Source organism: Candidatus Methylomirabilota bacterium (assembly GCA_035709005.1).
Classification (GTDB): Bacteria; Methylomirabilota; Methylomirabilia; order Rokubacteriales; family CSP1-6; genus 40CM-4-69-5.
Genome location: DASTFB010000023.1, coordinates 1 through 17,391 on the forward strand (window position 1 = coordinate 1; position 17,391 = coordinate 17,391).

16 protein-coding genes and 1 pseudogene are annotated in these 17,391 nt (G+C 70.6%); 10 read left to right on the forward strand and 7 right to left on the reverse strand.

Annotated elements, in window-relative coordinates:
* The first annotated feature begins 207 nt into the window (after window positions 1–207).
* The 7 genes and pseudogenes from VFR64_03750 (at window position 208) to VFR64_03780 (ending at window position 7,751) form a co-directional block, all read left to right on the forward strand.
* The gene (locus VFR64_03750; GenBank protein ID HET9488861.1) at window positions 208–2,523 is read left to right on the forward strand and encodes a cbb3-type cytochrome c oxidase subunit I; all 2,316 of its coding nucleotides are present in this window, start codon (window positions 208–210) and stop codon (window positions 2,521–2,523) included.
* A 181-nt stretch (window positions 2,524–2,704) separates the two neighbouring features.
* On the forward strand, window positions 2,705–3,688 hold the full coding sequence (locus VFR64_03755; protein HET9488862.1) for an aldo/keto reductase: 984 nt from the start codon (window positions 2,705–2,707) through the stop codon (window positions 3,686–3,688).
* Window positions 3,689–3,697: 9 nt separating this feature from the next.
* Complete coding sequence (locus VFR64_03760; GenBank protein ID HET9488863.1) at window positions 3,698–5,575, forward strand: aldehyde ferredoxin oxidoreductase family protein; 1,878 nt, start codon at window positions 3,698–3,700, stop codon at window positions 5,573–5,575.
* 7 nt (window positions 5,576–5,582) lie between these two features.
* Entirely contained in the window at window positions 5,583–5,843 is a 261-nt protein-coding gene (locus VFR64_03765) for a carboxymuconolactone decarboxylase family protein (GenBank protein ID HET9488864.1), read from the forward strand.
* A 15-nt stretch (window positions 5,844–5,858) separates the two neighbouring features.
* Window positions 5,859–6,152, forward strand: a pseudogene (locus tag VFR64_03770) (peroxidase-related enzyme).
* On the forward strand, window positions 6,149–6,964 hold the full coding sequence (locus tag VFR64_03775) for an alpha/beta hydrolase (GenBank protein ID HET9488865.1): 816 nt from the start codon (window positions 6,149–6,151) through the stop codon (window positions 6,962–6,964). The pseudogene VFR64_03770 and the gene VFR64_03775 overlap by 4 nt, the downstream one beginning before the upstream one ends.
* A gap of 22 nt (window positions 6,965–6,986) precedes the next feature.
* Window positions 6,987–7,751 carry a rhomboid family intramembrane serine protease gene (locus tag VFR64_03780; protein HET9488866.1) on the forward strand — a complete coding sequence of 255 codons (765 nt, stop codon included), beginning with the start codon at window positions 6,987–6,989 and terminating at the stop codon, window positions 7,749–7,751.
* 54 nt (window positions 7,752–7,805) lie between these two features.
* Here the strand turns inward: VFR64_03780 and VFR64_03785 are convergent, their stop codons facing one another.
* The 3 genes from VFR64_03785 to VFR64_03795 all read right to left on the reverse strand — a co-directional run bounded on the left by VFR64_03785 (window position 7,806) and on the right by VFR64_03795 (window position 11,621).
* On the reverse strand, window positions 7,806–8,219 hold the full coding sequence (locus tag VFR64_03785; protein ID HET9488867.1) for a hypothetical protein: 414 nt from the start codon (window positions 8,217–8,219) through the stop codon (window positions 7,806–7,808).
* Window positions 8,220–8,319: 100 nt separating this feature from the next.
* A complete protein-coding gene (locus tag VFR64_03790) occupies window positions 8,320–9,240 on the reverse strand; it encodes a DMT family transporter (protein ID HET9488868.1) in 921 nt (306 codons plus the stop codon).
* Complete coding sequence (locus VFR64_03795) at window positions 9,198–11,621, reverse strand: GAF domain-containing protein (protein HET9488869.1); 2,424 nt, start codon at window positions 11,619–11,621, stop codon at window positions 9,198–9,200. The genes VFR64_03790 and VFR64_03795 overlap by 43 nt, the downstream gene beginning before the upstream one ends.
* A gap of 189 nt (window positions 11,622–11,810) precedes the next feature.
* On the opposite strand from VFR64_03795, the gene VFR64_03800 reads away from it, so the two are divergent.
* On the forward strand, window positions 11,811–13,193 hold the full coding sequence (locus VFR64_03800) for a Mur ligase domain-containing protein (protein ID HET9488870.1): 1,383 nt from the start codon (window positions 11,811–11,813) through the stop codon (window positions 13,191–13,193).
* On the opposite strand, the gene VFR64_03805 is transcribed toward VFR64_03800, so the two are convergent.
* Window positions 13,105–13,821, reverse strand: a complete 717-nt coding sequence (locus tag VFR64_03805; protein ID HET9488871.1) for a cation transporter — start codon at window positions 13,819–13,821, stop codon at window positions 13,105–13,107. The two genes, VFR64_03800 and VFR64_03805, sit on opposite strands and share 89 nt — an antisense overlap.
* 10 nt (window positions 13,822–13,831) lie before the next feature.
* On the reverse strand, window positions 13,832–14,155 hold the full coding sequence (locus VFR64_03810; protein HET9488872.1) for a hypothetical protein: 324 nt from the start codon (window positions 14,153–14,155) through the stop codon (window positions 13,832–13,834).
* A gap of 125 nt (window positions 14,156–14,280) precedes the next feature.
* Here VFR64_03810 and VFR64_03815 point away from each other — a divergent pair, with 125 nt between their 5' ends.
* Window positions 14,281–14,733 (forward strand): sigma-70 family RNA polymerase sigma factor, encoded by a 453-nt coding sequence (locus VFR64_03815; protein ID HET9488873.1) that lies wholly within the window; start codon window positions 14,281–14,283, stop codon window positions 14,731–14,733.
* Window positions 14,734–14,750: 17 nt separating this feature from the next.
* On the opposite strand, the gene VFR64_03820 is transcribed toward VFR64_03815, so the two are convergent.
* Together VFR64_03820 and VFR64_03825 are read right to left on the reverse strand one after the other, a co-directional pair.
* Window positions 14,751–15,026: a hypothetical protein gene (locus VFR64_03820; protein HET9488874.1), complete on the reverse strand. Its 276-nt coding sequence runs from the start codon at window positions 15,024–15,026 to the stop codon at window positions 14,751–14,753.
* A complete protein-coding gene (locus VFR64_03825) occupies window positions 15,023–16,030 on the reverse strand; it encodes an LLM class F420-dependent oxidoreductase (GenBank protein HET9488875.1) in 1,008 nt (335 codons plus the stop codon). The genes VFR64_03820 and VFR64_03825 overlap by 4 nt, the downstream gene beginning before the upstream one ends.
* A gap of 51 nt (window positions 16,031–16,081) precedes the next feature.
* On the opposite strand from VFR64_03825, the gene VFR64_03830 reads away from it, so the two are divergent.
* Window positions 16,082–17,386 carry a CoA transferase gene (locus VFR64_03830; GenBank protein ID HET9488876.1) on the forward strand — a complete coding sequence of 435 codons (1,305 nt, stop codon included), beginning with the start codon at window positions 16,082–16,084 and terminating at the stop codon, window positions 17,384–17,386.
* The last annotated feature ends 5 nt before the right edge of the window (window positions 17,387–17,391 follow it).

Here is a 17,391-nt window from a genome sequence, read left to right on the forward strand (position 1 = left end):
CCGGCGTGTTCGAAGCGTTGATCGCGCCTTTCGTTTTCGTCCACATCGTGCTCGCCCTCCTCGTCGCCGGCGTGATCGGCCTGGCGCGCCGGCGGGCCGCCCGGGCGGCGGGCCTCGATGCAGGTGAACCGCGCGGCGACACCGCCGAGCGGCGGCGGCGTCGGTCCTCCTGAACCCTACGACGTGGCATCAGCGGGCAGGCAACCGGTGGGGGTGCCTGCCCGGCCTCGGGTCGTAGCGCTCCTCATCGCCCTCAGCGTCCTGACCGGATGCCGGGGCCCCTCGGCGCTGGTCCCGGCCGGTCCCGGCGCGGGTAGCATCGCAGCGCTCACCTGGGTGCTGCTGGCCGTGCTGACGGTGGTCTATCTCGCGGTGATCGGGGCCCTGCTCGTCGCGGTTCGTCGGCGACATCCCGCGCTCGCGGAGCCCATCGGGGCCCGCTCGGACCGCCGGGCGGTCGCCGCGGTGATCGCCGCCGGCGTCGTCGCCCCCGCGCTCATCCTCGGCGTGATCTTCGTCGTCACGCTACACACGCTGGCCGACGTGTTGCCGGCGCCGACCGCCGACGCGCTGACCGTCGACGTGACTGCGCACCAGTGGTGGTGGGAATTCGACTACGGTGGCGATCCGCCGCTGCGAACCGCCAACGAGCTGCACATCCCGGTCGGGCGCCGGGTCATGCTCCGCCTGCACGCGCGTGACGTGATCCACAGCCTCTGGGTCCCGGCTCTGCACGGCAAGCTCGACCTCATCCCGGGGACCACGAACGTCACCTGGCTGCAGGCCGACCGCGCTGGCGTCTACCGCGGGCAGTACCTGCTCCCGCTCTTGCTGGGCACGCGCGACCTGCCGTTTCCGCGCCTGACCGCGCTGAGCTACTGGACGTACCTGTTCGGCGGTCTCTTCCTCTACACGAGCTTTCTGGTCGGCGCCGTTCCGGACGGCGGATGGTTCGCGTACCTGCCGCTCACCGGGCCGCGCTACTCGCCGGGCCTGGCCCTGGATTTCTGGGACATCGGGCTCAGCGTGGCCGAAGTGGCCGCCCTGGGCGCCGCCGCCGAGCTGATCGTCGGAATCTTGCGGATGCGGGCGCCCGGCATGCGTCTGGACCGCCTGCCCCTGTTCGCCTGGGCGATGCTGGCCACCGCCATCATGATCGTATTCGCCTTCACACCGCTCATCGTGGGCACCGCGATGCTGGAGCTCGACCGCAAGGGCCTCACGCGCTTCTTCGATCCCGACGCCGGGGGCAAGCCCTTGCTCTGGCAGCACATCTGCTGGGTGTTCTGCCACCCCGAGGTCTACATCATGTTCGTCCCCGCCGTCGGCGTGGTCTCCCACGTCGTGCAGGCGTTCGCCCGGCGCCCCATCGTGGGCTACCCCCTCATGGTGCTGGCCATCGTGGCCACGGCCATCCGGAGCTTCGGGCTCTGGGTGCACCACATGTTCACGACGGGGCTGTCGCCCGTCGCCATGGGCTTCTTCACGGCGGCCAGCCTCATGATCGCGATCCCGAACGGCGTGCAGGTCGTGGGGTGGATCACCACGCTCCTCACGGGCCGCCCGGTGTGGAGCGTCGCACTGCTGTTCGTGGCCGGGTTCATTGCCATCTTCACGCTGGGTGGGCTCACCGGCGTCATGCTGGCGGTGGTGCCGTTCAACTGGCAGGCCCACGACAGCTACTTCGTCGTCGGCCATTTCCATTACGTGCTGATCGGGGGCGTGATCTTCCCCGTCTTCGGACGCCTGAGCGAGCGGCTCGGCCATGCACGTCGTGGGATTGCTTGGCATGCCGAGGCGGGTGTTCACCTATCCGTCCGACCTCGGCTGGGAGCCGTACAACATGGTCACCACCCTCGGGGCCTTCGGCTTCGCCGCCGGCATCGGTCTGTTCCTGGTCAACGTCGTCTGGAGCCTGAGGACCGGACCGGCCGCCGGGCCCAACCCCTGGAATGCCGACACGCCTCACGGCGATCGAAGCGCTCCCTCGCCGGCTGCGCCGCCCCCTGGCCGCGCCGCCCCCTGGCCCGCGGCCTCGCGGCCGTGCCGGGCCGGCAGATCGTCGGTCAGCCGGCCGTCGTCTGGGCCGCCCACGCGACCGTCCTGTGGGCCTGGCACGTCCCGGCCCTGTACGACCGCGCCCTGGCCAGCCCCCTCGTGCACGCGGCCGAGCACGCGACTTTCCTGCTCAGCGCGGCGGCATTCTGGGCCTTGCTGCTGCACGAGCCGGGACGTTGGCGCCTGGGCGTGGGCGGGGGCCTCGTCTACCTGTTCACCATGGGCATGCAGGGCACGATCCTGGGAGCCTTGCTCGTCCTGGCCGATCGGCCCTGGTACGCGGCTCACGCTCAGGGCCTGCCGGCGTCCGGGCTTTCTCCGCTGGAAGATCAACACGTGGCCGGCCTCATCATGTGGATCCCCGCCGGCGTGGTGTATGCGGCAGCGATGCTGGCGCTCGTGGCGACGTGGCTGGCACCGCGGCCACCGGCGCCGGACGTCGTGGCCGGACGGCCGGCGCCGTGAGAGCGTCCGCGCTCGCTCCGGCGGTGGTGGCGCTGCTCCTGCTGGGCTGCCGCGGCGAGCCGCCGCGCACCGGCGACGCCGGGCGCGCGGTCGCGGCGCAGTAGCCGACGACGGAGGCCCCGATCGGGTGACGCCGTCCCGCCGTCTCGTGTAGAATTCGGTTCGCCAAGGAGGCCAATCCATGGACTATCTCCCGCTGGGACACAGCTCACTGAAGGCGTCCCGCCTGGGCCTGGGCCTGATGTCGATGTCCGGCATCTACGGCAAGGGCGACGACCAGGAGTCCGTCGACACCATGCGCCACGCCATCCAGCGCGGCATCAACTTCCTGGACAGCTCCGACATGTACGGCTGGGGCCACAACGAGGAACTGTTCGGCCGTGCGATCAAGGGGCTGCGCAATCAGGTGCTGGTGACTACGAAGTTCGGCCAGGTCCGCAGCGAGGGCGGACGCAACCTGGTCAACGGCCGGCCCGAGTACGTGCAGCAGGCCTGCGAGGCCAGCCTCAAGCGCCTGGGCGTCGACGTGATCGACCTGTACTCCCAGCACCGGGTGGATCCCAGCGTGCCCATCGAGGACACCGTCGGCGCCATGGCGCGGCTCATCGAGGAGGGCAAGGTCCGCGCGATCGGGCTGTCGGAGGCGGCGCCGGCCACGATCCGCCGGGCGCACGCCGTGCACCCGATCAGCACCGTCCAGCTCGAGTACTCGCTGCTCTATCGCCAGGAAGCCGAGCAGACCCTGCCCACCTGCCGCGAGCTCGGCATCACCTTCGTCGCCTACTCGCCTCTCGGCCGCGGGTTCCTCACCGGGCGGATCCAGAACCTCAGCGACCTCCTCGAGAACGACCGCCGGCGGGACCACCCCCGCTTCCAGGAAGCCAACTTCGGCCGCAACCGGCAGCTGGTCCAGACCATCGAGCAGATCGCCAAGGGCAAGGGCTGCACGCCGGCCCAGCTCGTGCTGGCGTGGCTCCTGGCCCAGGGCCCGGACATCATCCCGATCCCGGGCACCAAGCGGAAGGCGCGGGTCGACGAGAACCTGGGCGCGCTCGACGTCAAGCTCGACGCGCAGGAGGTCGCGCGCATCTCGGCGGCGGTGCCGGTAGGCGCGGCCGCGGGCACGCGCTATCCCGAGCCCCAGATGAAGGGCGTGTACATCTAGGAGGCCAGCATGGCGATCACCGGCAGGCTGCTGCACGTCGACCTGGGGACCAGGCAGACGCGGACCGAAGAGATCCCCGAGACACTGATGCGCAAGTATCTCGGCGGCGGCGCTCTGGCCGCCCACATCCTCCTGCGCGACATGCCCCCCGGCGTCGATCCCCTGGGGCCGGCGAACGTGCTGGTCTTCGTCACCAGCGTCCTCAACGGGCTCTCCCTCAGCGGCACCAACCGCTACACGGCGGCCGCCAAGTCCCCGCTGACCGGCGGCTATGGCGAATCCGAGGCCGGCGGCTGGTGGGGGCCCGAATTGCGGGCCGCCGGATGGGACGGCGTCGTCATCCACGGCCAGGCCGACCAACCCGTCTACCTGTGGATCAAGGACGACCGGGTCGAGGTGCGCGACGCCCGGGCCTATTGGGGCAAGCTCTCCGGCGAGGTCCAGGACGGGCTCGAGCAAGAGCTGGGCGACAAGCGCATCCGCGTGCTGCAGACCGGGATCGCCGGCGAGCGGGGCGTGCGCTTCGCCGCCATCGTGAACCAACTCAAGCACTTCCACGGCCGCTGCGGGCTGGGCGCGGTGATGGGCGCCAAGCGCCTGAAGGCCGTCGTGGTCCGGGGCTCCAAGCCGCCCGTGGCGATCGACAGGGAGGGCGCCAAGCGCGCGCTCGTCTGGTTCAAGGAGCACTACGACCGGGCCAAGGACCGCTTCCACCAGCTCGGGTCCTCCAGCGCGGTGATGGCGCTCGAGGCCTCCGGCATCCTGCCCACGCGCAACTTCCGCGACGGGTCCTTCGAGCACGCGCGCGCCATCAGCGGCCAGACGATGCGCGACACCATCCTGGTCAACCGCGGGACCTGCTACGCCTGCGCGGTGGCCTGCAAGCGCGAGGTCGAGGTGGAGAGCCTCGGCGTCACCGCCAAGTTCGGCGGCCCCGAGTACGAGACGCTGGCCGCCTCGGGCTCGCTGTGCGGCGTGAGCGATCTCAACGCGCTGGCCCTGGTCAATCAGCTCTACGCCCAGTACGTGCTGGACTCGATCTCGACGGGAGCCGTCATCGCCTTCGCCATGGAGTGCTTCGAGCACGGCATCATCACCCCGCAGATGACCGGCGGGATCGACCTCACCTGGGGTAACGCCGAGGGGCTCGTGCAGATCGTGCACGCCATCGGCAAGCGGGAGGGGATCGGCACGCTCCTCGGCGAGGGGGTCAAGCGCGCGGCGGCCGAGCTGGGCCGAGGCGCGGAGCGCTTCGCCCTTCACGTCAAGGGCCAGGAGCTGCCGATGCACGACCCGCGGGGCAAGAAGGGCCTGTCCCTGGCCTACGCGCTGTCGCCCACCGGGGCCGACCACATGGAGGCCCCGCACGATCCGCTCTACGCAGGCTTTCACCCCCATGGTCACCCTCTGGGGCCGCTCGGGCTCATCGAGCCGCTCGATCCGCTCGACCTCGACAGCCGCAAGGTCCGCGCCTTCTTCGAGACGCAGAAGCTGTGGTCCAGCTACAACGCGGTGGGAATGTGCGACTTCGTGGGCACGCCGCTCAACGGTCTCGAGATGGAGCCCCTGGTCGCCTACATCAACGCCGTCACCGGATGGAACATGAGCCTCTATGAGCTGCTCAAGGTGGGCGAGCGGAACAACACGCTGGGGCGGGTCTTCAATTGCCGTGAAGGCTTCACCCCCGCCGACGATCTCTTGCCCCAGCGGATGCACGAGGGCATCGGCAACGGTCCGCTCAAGGGCCAGCGCATCGATCCCGGCGAGTTCCTGGCCGCCCGCCGCACCTACTACCAGATGGCGGGCTGGGATCCCGAGACGGGGCAGCCGACGGCGGCCAAGCTGGCCGAGCTGGGGCTGGAGGAGCCGTCGTTGGCTCCGGCCTGACGCGGTCATGACCGACGCGCCGATCAGCCGGTTCCCCATTCCCGACCTGGCGTCGCTGCCGCCCGACGTGCGCGAGGCCATCCAGAACGTCACCACCAAGACCGGCTTCACGCCCAACGTGTTCCTGGCCTACGCCTGGAAGCCCGAGCATTTCCGGGCGTTCTTCGGCTTCTACGAGACGCTCATGCGCGGGCCGTCGGGCCTGAGCCGCCCCGAGCGCGAGCTGATCGCGCTGGCGGCCAGCGCCACGAATGACTGCCTCTACTGAACGGTCGCCCACGGAGCGGCGCTCCGTGTGCTGGCCAAGAACCCCTACGTGGCCGACCAGGTCACGGCCGACCACCGCCACGCCGAGCTCACCGCCCGCGAGCACGCCCTCGTCGACTTCGCCGTCAAGGTCACCCGGGCGCCGGCGACGATCGACGCGGACGACCTCGAGCGCCTGCGCGGCGAGGGCTTGACCGACGCGGACATCTGGGACGCCGGCGCCGTCGCCGCCTTCTTCAACCTGTCCAACCGCATGGCCTCGCTCGCCGACCTGAAACCGAATCGCGACTTCTACGCGATGGGCCGATGAACCGGTTACGCCCCGAGGATCTCCAGCTGGTGGTCGATGGCCTGCGACTGCACGTGCTGGACTGGGGCGGCGCGGGCCGCACGCCGCTGCTCCTGCTGCACGGCTTCACCGGCCACGCCCACGCTTGGGACACGCTCGCCATCGCCCTGCAGCCGCACTTCCACGTGTACGCGCTGGACCAGCGGGGCCACGGCGACAGCGACCCCGCCGACACCTACAACGCCATCGTCGCGTTCGGTGACCTTTCCGGCGTCATCGCCCAGCTCGGTCTGACCTCCCTCGTCGTCGTCGGTCTGTCGATGGGCGGGCGCAACGCCATGTACTTCAGCGCCCAGCGGCCGGAGGTGGTCCAGCGGCTGGTCGTGGTGGACATCGGCCCCGAGATCAGCACGCGCGCCGCCGCCACGCCGGCCGGCCCGCCCGAGCCCGACGTGTGGGAAAGCATCGAGCAGGCGGCCCGGCATCTGTATCGCGCCAACCCGCTGCCCGGCATCCATTACTACCGCTGGGTCGTCTCGCACAGCCTGCGGGAGCGGCCCGAGGGCGGGCTGGTGTGGAAGTGGCATCCGAGCGTCAAGACGCGACGATCGACTCCGGACGTCGACTGGTGGGCCATCGTGCGCGCCATCCAGGCCCCCACGCTGGTGTTGCGCGGGGAGAGGAGCCCCGTGCTGGACCGCGAGGTTGCCGAGCGCATGGCCAAGGAGCTGCCTCGCGGGAAGTTCGTGGAGATCCCCCGGGCCGTCCACACGCTGCACGAGGACAACCCCGAGGCCGTGCTGGCCGTGCTGCGCGAATTCCTCGGATTCTGATCCGCGGTATGCTCAGGGCGCCATGATTCCCTATCACGACGAGAATGCCACCCAGCGGACCTCCGTCCTCACCCTGGCCATCATCGGCCTGAACGTCCTGGTTTGGCTCCTCGTCCAGGGCGCCGGCTCCACCATGGCCCTGGCGCGGTCGGTCTGCGAGCTGGGACTCATCCCCGGCGAGCTCACCGGGATGCTGGCCCCGGGGACGCCGTTCCCCATGGGCGAGGGGCTCGTGTGTTTGACGGATCCCGGCCGGCAGCTCTCGAACATCTTCACCTCGATGTTCCTGCACGGCTCATGGATGCACATCATCGGCAACATGTGGTTCCTGTGGGTCTTCGGCAACAATATCGAGGACTCCATGGGGCGCGTCAGGTTCGTGGTCTTCTACCTGCTGTGCGGGATCGCGGCGGCGCTGGGGCAGGTGGCCCTCAATCCGTCCTCGGGCATCCCGATGGTCGGCGCCTCGGGCGCCATCAGCGGGGTCATGGGGGCCTATTTCGTCCTGTACCCGCGGGTGCGCGTGTGGACGCTGGTGCCGATCGGGTTCTTCCTCACCTCGATCGCCCTGCCCGCCTGGACGATGCTCCTCTACTGGATCGCCATCCAGTTGCTGGGCGGCCTGTTCGGAATCTTTGCCGGCGCCGAGGGCGGCGTGGCCTTCGGCGCGCACGTCGGCGGCTTCGTGGCCGGATTGATCCTGGTCAAGCTGTTTGCCCGCCGCGAAGACGTGGCCGCTCACCGCAGTGAGCACTGGGAGCCGCGGCGAGTCTCCGGGCGGTGGTGAGCCGGTCAGCGACGTAGCCCGGGGGGCCCGTGTCCCGGCCCCCCGGCGGGGACGCTAGTCTGCTGAGCGCGGCCGCGTGCAGGCCGCGAAGTTCGTACCGCGCGCCGGATCCCAAGCGCCGTCGCACCAGGGCTGACGTGGCTCCCCGGCGATAATGGCCTTCGGCGCCGCCGCCGGCTGGCGGACGAGCGCGGCACTGGTGTCCGGCACGACCGCGACCGGCTGGCCGCCACGGATGACGACGACGGTGCCGGGCTCCAGCGCCATCAGGGTGGCCGGCTTGTCGTTCACGACGATCTGGCTGGTGTCGATGACCCGGATCATCCGCCCGTCCTCGAGGACGACGATCCGCTCGGCCTGGTCGACCTGAATCACCGTCCCCCGCACCACCGCGGGATCCTGGGCCCAGGCGCCCACCGACAGCAACACGGTCACGGCCATGAGCGCCAGCGTGGTCAGCCTTTTCATGGACTCCTCCTGCCCTCCTGGTCTTGCGTGGCCGGTCGGCCCACGCACGGCCGACGCTGGTGCAAATCCGGGGCCGTTGTCCCGCGCAGTCGGGCGCCCCTCACCGCCGCCGCGCTTCCCGGACGACGATGGAAAGGCCGCTGCCTACGATGATGGCGGCGCCCAGCCAGGTCCACCCGCTGGGCACGTCACCGAACACCAGATACCCGAGGGCCGCAGCCCAGATGAGCTGCACGTAGTGGAATGGCGAGACGATCGACGCGGGAGCCCAGAGGAGCGCCCGGGCCACGCAGTAGTGGCCGGCCGCGCCCAGCAATCCCAGCGTGGCGAGCATGAACCAGTGCGAGAGCTGCCCGGGCGTCTGCCAGACGAACGGAACCAGCGTCGAGAGGACCAGGGTGCCGGCCAGGGCGCTGTAGGTGACGCTCGTCTCCGGGGCGTCCACCCCGGCGACCCGACGGGTGAGGAGCTGGTAGAGGGCGTAGCAGACCGCGCTGCCCAGGACCAGGAACGTATACGGGCTGGCGCCCTCTCCGGTGGGGCGGATGACGATCAAGGCGCCGGCGAACCCGACGGCGATCGACACCCATTGCGCGACGCCGACCCGCTCACCGAGCACGGGTGCCGCCAGCACCGCCACCAGCAGCGGTGAGGTGAAGGACACGGCGGTGGCGTCCGCGACGGGCACCCGCCCCAGCGCCGTGAAGAAGAAGGAGGTCGACAGTAACAGCAGCAGCGAGCGTCCCACCTGGGCCGCCGGGCGGCGCGTGACGAGCAGGCGCCAGCCCCCGCGGCCGGGAGCGAAGAGCGCCAGGACGACGAGCAGGTGGCCGAGCGTCCGGGCCCAGATGAGCTCGACGGTGGGCAGGTACGCCGTGAGCGCCTTTACGGTGACGTTCATCACCACGAAGCACAGCGTGGCGATGGTGACGAACAGAATCCCGCGTGAGATCTGGAGGGGATCCAGGGGGCGGGGGCTTACGGCCGACCGGCGGCTGGCTCCAGCGCCCGCAACGCGAATGGCCCCTCGCCCGGAGCCTCGCGGAGCGTCACCGTTACCCGGAGCGCGCGCAAGCCGTGAACGCCCTGCAGCTCGTCGAGCTCGAGCTCTTCGGTGTCGGCGGCCAGGTAGCCGAGGTGCTGCAGGTATTCGATGTAGCCGCGGTACTCCTGGGCCTCGGCCACCTGCGAGTAGACGATGGCGATGCGGCCGGGCTGGGTCAGCCGCTCGGCGGTGCCCTTGACCAGCGCCTTGTCGATGCGCTTCTTGACGAGCTCGTAGCGGACGTCGTACGCGCCGTCCACGTCGAAACGCTTCTCGTCGAAGCGGAAGCTGATCGCCAGCGGGGCGTTCTGGACGACGATGAGGTGCGTAGTCTCCAGGGGCACCGGCAGCTGGCGGGCGAGCTCCTCGGCGCGCGCGGCGATCCCACACACGACCATCAGCTGCCACAGCCGGAGGTTCTTCAAGTACAGCCGATCGAACTGCCCGTCCTCCATGAGAGAGGCGCCCACGTAGATCTGGTGATCGACCCCGTCCGTCTTCTGCTTCTCGAAGTAATGCGGGAACATGCTCTGGGCGGCCTGCTCCTCGAGATCCAGGTAGGCCGCGATGCCCTCGGTGAGCCGGGTGACGCTCTCCTCGAACAGCCGACGCTGGCGATAGACGGCGCGCTTGCGGGGGTCGAGGGCCGACTGGTAGGCCTGGACCCGCTCCTTCACGGACGCCCCGAAGCCCTGCAAGCGCTCGTACAGCGGCTCCACCTCGGCGCGGAGGAATGCCGCCACCCCGACCTCGTCGCCCGAGGCCAGATCGCGCTCGATGTGCTCGCGGTGCTTGTCCAGCCGGTACCGCACCTCGTCGAGGGCCGGCAGAGGCCGCGCCGCCAGCGCCGCTTCCAGGACTCCGCGGGCCAGACACAGCTGCTCCAGGAGATCCGCCTGGATGGCCAGGGCCCGCTGCGTCGAGGAGCCGCGGATGTCGGACAGCGCGTAGAGCGGATAGACGTTGTCGAACACGATGGGCTCGAGCTCGGCGGCGGCGCCGGTGTCGCCCCGTCGCTCCAGGGCGTCCAGCACGGCTTTGCGAAACCGCCACTCCACCACGGGGTGGATCGCCGTGAACCGCTCCTTGATCTGGGTCTGGATCCGCGCGTTCAGCTCTTCCATGCTCCGCTGCACAGCCATGGAGAACAGGGGCAACACCTCGTGGAGCTTGGGCAGATGCGTCGGGTTGAGGTCCTCGGGATGCGGGGAGGTCAGATCGAGGGTCCCGATGATCCGGTCCTGATAGTAGAGGGGGGCCACCACCATGGTGCGGACGCCGAACCCCAGCAGCTCCTCCTCGACCGGCGTGCGCTCGGGCAGAGTCCGCAAGTCGTCGATGATGACGGGCTGGCCGCTCTTGACCGCCCGGGCGTAGACCGTGCCGGCGAAGTCGGCGGTCGTCAGGTGACAGGAGTCGGCGAAGATGCACGCGTGCTGGTGGCGGGACCCGTAGTTGAGCACGAACACGCGGTCGCCTTCCAGCGCGGCCAGCCCCAGACGCAGGTCGGGGCGCCGGAACAAGGTCTGCAGCTTGGCTTGCAGCCCGAGGAAACGCGCGTTGGAGACGATGGACTCACGGTCGATCAGGTCGCGCTTGAGGGCCGAGAGCACTTCCTGATCGGTTACCTCGACGGCGCGCAGGATCGTGAAGCCGCGGATGAGGATGCGCTCCGGCGGCACGACCTGGCGCAGCAGATCGGGGTCGAGGACGTTGGTCTGCAGGCGCCGCCGCAGCTCCTCGTTGAGCGGAGGCAGCTCACCGTCCAGCACGACATCCTCGAACCGCCAGTCGAACATCATCCGGAAATGGCGGTCGAGCCCCGTCTCGGGGTCGGACACGGTGCAGATGATGGGGTACTCGACGTCCACCGCGATGCCGTAGAGCTGGCCCAGGACGAGGGCCTGGGCGTAGGCCAGCCGCATGGCGCCGACCATGGCCTCGCTGAGGTTCACCCGGCCCTGCAAGCGGCCGTCCTCGGCGATGAGCAGCCGGCGCATCGCCGGTGTCGCGTAGAAGCCGCGGAGCTGGAACGGCACCAGCGCGGCGATGTACTCCTGCTCCCACGCCGCCGGCGGAAACACCGCGCTCATCAAGACGTCGACGAGCTCGCGGTGGCGCTCGATCACGCCGGCGTCGTCGATCGTTCCCAGCAGCTCCGGCGCCGCGCGCTGCACCTCCTCGCCCACCATCCGGGCCAGCGTGCCGCGGGGCGAGGGGTCGGCCGCGGCGTGGGCCCAGAAGGCGATCAACGGCGCCAGGCTGAGCTCGCAGCGGAACGGGAACCCCGTATCCGCGCCCAGCGCCGTCTGGATGTCCGACGAGCGAGAGAGCGTCCCCGGCGTGCGGCGGTCCATACGCCAGTCATTGTAACAAGGTGGTCGAGCGCGACCCGGCCGCGTAGCGGTGTCAGATGGCCGACGACCGCCGGGACAGCTTGACCACGATCCCGTCGCAGCCGGAACGCCGGGCGAGCGCAAGTCCGCTAGAAAACATGCCGGGTCCGACACGCCGGCCTGGCATCCTGGGTGCACTGCTCGCCGCCGATGCGTTATCACTTCTCCGGCATCGCCGGGGCCGGCATGAACCCGCTGGCCCAGCTGCTCCGCGCCAGAGGCCACCAGGTGCAGGGCTCGGACCGGTCGTTCGACCAGGGCAAGAACCAGGAGCTCGCGGACCGGCTGCGCAGCCTGGGCATCACCCTCCGCCGCCATGACGGCACCGCCATCATCCGCGGCATCGACCGGTTCGTGTACTCGACCGCCGTCGAGGCCGACACGCCGGAGATGCGTGCCGCCCGACAGCTCGATCTCGAGCTGGTGACGCGCCCCGCCCTGCTCGCGGAGATCGTGAACGCCGGCCGGCCGGGAATCGCCATCGCCGGCACCTGCGGCAAGAGCACGATCACCGGGATGGTGGCGTGGCTGACGGAGCAGGCGGGGCTGGCGGCGACCGTGCTCGGCGGCGCCGCCCTCGTCGGCGAGGGCGTGGCCGGCTGCTTCCGCGCCGGTCCCGAGGGCGGCGGGGTCGTCGCCGAGGCCTGCGAGTCCGATGGCACGCTGGGCGGCTACCGGCCCAGCATCGGTATCGTCCACAACATCAGCCGGGACCACGGCGAGGTGTGGGCGGTTCGCGAGCAGTTCGCCGCGTTCGCCGCCAGCTGCCGCAAGCTGCTCCTCAACGCCGGCTGCCCGGAGGCGGCCTCACTGCGGGCCGGCAAGGACGTCCTCACGTACGGCGTCTCGCCCACCGCGGCCGCGCGGCTCGAGGTGCTGAGCGTCGGTCCCCACCGCGCGGCCGGCCGGCTGGCCGTGCCCGGCGGCAGCCTGGCCCTGGGGATTCCCCAGCCCGGCGCCCACAACCTGGACAACGCGGCAGCGGCGGCGCTGGTCGCCCTGGAGCTGGGGATTGCGCCGACGACGATCGAGGCGGCGCTCGCGCGCTTCCCCGGCGTGGCGCGCCGCTTCGAAGTGGTCGGGGTGGCCAACGGAATCCGGGTCGTCGACGACTACGCGCACAACGGCGAGAAGCTCCTCGCCGCGCTCACGACCGTCCAGGCCGGCGCCGAGCGTGTCCTGGCGGTGTTTCAGCCGCACGGGTTCGGCCCGGCCCGGTTCCTGCGCCCCGAGCTACGCGAGCTGTTGCCGCGAGTGCTGCGGGAGCACGATCGGTTCTGCTATGCGGAGATCTACTACGCGGGGGGCAGCGTCCAGAAGGATATCTCGAGCCGCACGCTGGCGGCCGATCTACCCGCCCGGATGCGCTGCGCCTACGCGGCCGACCACCGGGCTGTGGTCCAGTGGGTGCAGGGCGAGGCCCGGCCCGGCGACACGGTCCTCATCATGGGCGCTCGTGATCCCGAGCTGCCGCGACTGGCCCGGGCCGTCCTCGCGTCCCTTCGGCACTCTCCCGCGCTAGCGGTTCCCTGACCGGCCCGGCGGCCGGCGGCGCCGCGTTCCCGACCCGCAGCTCTCGGCGACCGGCCCGGATCACCCCGACGGCCGAGCGGCCGTAGAGGGCCGCGATGGCCAGACCGACGAGGATGTCCGGCCAGGCGGAGCCGGCAAGGTTCACGCCGGCGGCGGCGACCAGGACGCCCACGTTCCCGATCACGTCGTTGCGCGAGCAGAGCCAGGCCGATCGCAGATTCACGTCGTCGGCGCGGCGGCGCCACAGCAGCGCGAGGCAGGCCACGTTCGCGGCCAGGGCGAGGCCGCCCACGGCGCCCATCACCGCCGAGGCGGGCATGGCGCCGACCGCCAGCTTGCGAGCGACCTCCGCCAGCACGCCGGCCCCGAACGCCGCCATCATGGCTCCCTTGACGATCGCTGCCCGCGCCTGCCAGAGGACCCCCCGGGCCACCACGTACAGGCTGAAGGCGTAGACGAAGGCGTCGCCCAGCATGTCCATGGAGTCGGCGAGCAACGCCGTCGAGTGCGCCAGCAGCCCGGCGCCCAGCTCGACCCCGAACAGCGCCAGGTTGATGGCGAGGACGATCCTGAGCACCCGCCGCTGGCGCTCGGGAATGTCGGCTCCGAGCTGGCAGCACTCCGTCATCGCCTACGGTTTACCGGGCGCGCCCCGACCCGAAAAACCCGCCGGGCGGGCGGGCGTGGGCGTGCCAGTGATCGGGGATGTTGCGCATGTGCTCGTCGAGCCGGAAGGCGCCGAGCTCACGGGCGCCCACCTCCCGCAGCGCCTGTCGCATGTGCTCCAGCTCCGCCATCGGCGGGTCGGTGCCGTGCCAGCGCCAGACGACCATGGGGACGGCGCAGATCTCGCACTCGGCGATCCAGCAGATCGTGTCCTCGTGATACCAGGGCGTGATCCGCGCCGCCCAGCAGAGCGGGCAGCCCGCGACCTTGACCCCTCCCGCGCTCGCGCTGGCCATATGCACCCCGATCGACTCGCCCCTTCCTTGCCGTTCAACAAATCCGGAAGGACCTGTTTGACGTTTTATTGATTGAGAGGCCAGATCGAATATAACCGGCACGGCCGGACACTGGAGCTAGCCAGATGTTGATCGTGCGCATCACCAACAATCGGGAAACCGCCGAAGAACTGACGCTGGATGTCTTCCACGACGTGTGGCGCCGAGCGTCGACCTACGATCCCGCCGGCGGTTCTGTCGTCGGATGGATCATGAATCAGGCGCGCTCTCGGGCGATCGACCGGTTGCGGTACGAACAGCGAAAGAAACGCGTCGGCACTCATGGGGATAGCCCATTGCCGGCGACGGCGGCGGGCGGCCCCCAGCAAGCATTCGACGTGAGGGAGCAGGGTCGCCTCCTGCAGCGGGCCTTGCAGGTCCTCACCCCGGAAGAGCGACGGGCAATCGAAACCGCATTTTTCTCGGAACTGACGTATAGCGAGGCGGCGGCCAAGTTGAATCAACCCCTCGGGACCGTGAAGACGCGGATCCGCTCCGGATTGGGCAAACTCCGACAGGCGCTCACGGGAATGGTATAGGCCCTATGACCTCAGGATCAAGCGAACACGAGCGGGATCACCGAGTGGACCAACCAGAATGGGAGGAGGTCGCGCCCGGCATCACCTGCAAGCTCCTCGCCACGGATACGGAGAAAGGGCGCGTCGAGCGGATGGTCGACGAGAAAACACTCCATCCGGGAGATTACCTCCGATCGGAGCCCGGCACCGCCGATCATCGTGTCTGGAGCGAGTCCGGCTGCACGGGTGTCCTCCTCACCTCCGCCCGAGATATCCTTCGCCGATGTCCTGATCGCGGTCCGCACCTTCCTCACCCCGCGGCGGGCGCCAGTGCCCGCATCGCGGTCCGCACGACCTCGCGCCGGCGCGCGGGATCGGCCTCGGCACTCTGGAACGACAGGAACACGGTGTCGATCCCGGCGTCCAGGTAGCGACGAATACGGGCGCGCATGGCCTCGGGCGAGCCTCGCAGGAGCAGCTGATCCAGGATGGCCGCGGGGATCGCGGTCACGGCGCCCCGGCGGTCACCCGTGTCCCAGGCCTCCCACATCGGCCCGAGCTCCGGCGTTCGTCCGAGCCACTCGTGAAACGCCCGGTAGACCGGGACGTTCAGGTAGGCGGCGACATGGCGCCGGGTCGCCGTATCGGCCTCCGGCGACGGCGAGTCGACGTGCGCGAAGATCCGGCACGTCACCTCGATGGCCTGCGGGTCCCGGCCCGCCCGCCGGGCCGACTCTCGCACGACGGCGACGCAGCGCGGCACGTCCTCGGGCGCCAACCAGTTGAGGATGACGCCATCGCCGACTTCCCCGGCCACACTCAGCATCCCCCCGCGGAGGGCGGCGATGTAGATCGGGACGGGGTGGGCCGGCGCCCGGGAGAGCCGGAAGCCATCGACCGTGAACGTCTGTCCCCGGAAGACCACGCGCTCACCCGTGAGAGCCCGGCGCAGGAACGTGGCCATCTCGCGCACCCGCGTAGCCGGTCGCTGGAAGGCCAGCCCGTTCCAGCTGTCCACGATCACGTTGGAGCCCGCGCCGATCCCCAGGCAGAAGCGCCCCGGCGCAATCTCCGCGATCCCGGCCGCGCACTGGGCCAGCGTGGCCGGCCCCCGCGTGAAGACGTTGACGATGGCCGTGCCCAGCCGGAGCCGGCTCGTCAGACCGGCCACGGCCAGCGGACTGAAGGCGTCGAGCCCGTCGGCCTCCCACGACCAGGCGTCCCGGTACCCGAGGCCCTCGGCCTCGCGCACGAGCTCGGTGTGCTCGGCCAGCGTGTACCCCTCGAACGGCACGGTCACGGCGATGCGCTTGTCCACGCGGCCTCCTTCGTTCGGGAGTCGGCACCGCGTGGTAGTCTAGCGCGCGCCATGGACGACGCCCGTCCCTTCGCCGGTGTCCAGGTCGTCGAGTTCGGCCAGTTCATCGCCGTCCCCTTCTGCGCCCAGGTCCTGGCCGAGGGCGGCGCGCACGTGATCAAGGTGGAATCGCTGGAGGGCGATCCCGTCCGCCATCTGGCGCCGCTGGCGCCGGGCGAGACCCGCCACTTCCTGTCGCGCAATCGCGGCAAGCACTCGCTGCCCCTGGCGCTGCGCCATCCCTCGGCCCGGCGTGTCATCGACCGCCTGGTCGAGCACGCCGACGTCGTGCTCACCAACTTCCGCCCCGGCCTGGCCGCCGAGCTGGGGCTGGACTGGGCGAGCCTGGCGCCCCGGCACCCGCGCCTGATCGTGGGCAACGTGAGCGCCTTCGGTCGCCACGGCCCGGATGCCGGACTGGCCGGCATGGACCTGGTGGTGCAGGCGCGCAGTGGGCTGATGGCCGTGAGCGGGCAGCTGGCCCAGGGGCCGGGCGGCGGCGACGCGCCGCCGGTCGCCGACTACATGTGCGCCATGACCCTGGCCTACGGCATCGCCTCGGCGCTCTACCGGCGAGAGCGCACCGGCCGCGGCGGCGAGGTGGACGTGGCCCTCCTCATGGCGGCGCTGGTCGTGCAGAACAACTCCATGGTCCGGGTGGAGGCCGTCGACGGCCCCCGCCACGCCGCCGCGCGCGGGAAGCTCGGCGAGCTGCGGGCCGCAGGCCGTCCGTTCGCCGAACAGCTCGCCATCGCGCCCACCACCCGCACGCCCGGGATGATCAACGTCTACTACCGCACGTACGCCACGAAGGACGCCGCCCTGGCCATCGCCTGCGTGAGCCCGGGCATCCAGCGCACGCTCATGAAGGCCGTCGGCATGGAGGACGCCGCGCTGGCGACACCGATCGCCGACCGCGAGGCCCAGCTCCGCCACTACCGGGCCCTGGGCGCCCGGATGGAGGCGCTGATGGTCACGCGCACCACGGCCGAGTGGAAAGCGTTCTTCGACAGCCACGGCATCCCGGCCTCCGGGGTCATGCTGCCGCTCGAGCTGCTCGACGACGAGCAGGTCGTGGCCAACGGCTTCGCGCGCGATCTCGCGCACCCCGTCCTGGGCCCGGTGCGGGTGCTGGCCACCCCGCTCCGGCTCGACGGTGAGGGGTTCCAGCCGGGCCCGGCCACCGCGCCGTTCGGCTCCCAGACGCGGACGCTGCTGGGCGACCTCGGCTTCTCCGACGCGGAGGTGGCCGCCCTGCTGGCCGAGGGAGTGACCCGCGACGACAAACCCAGCCTTCCCACACGAGGAGCGCCATGACAGCC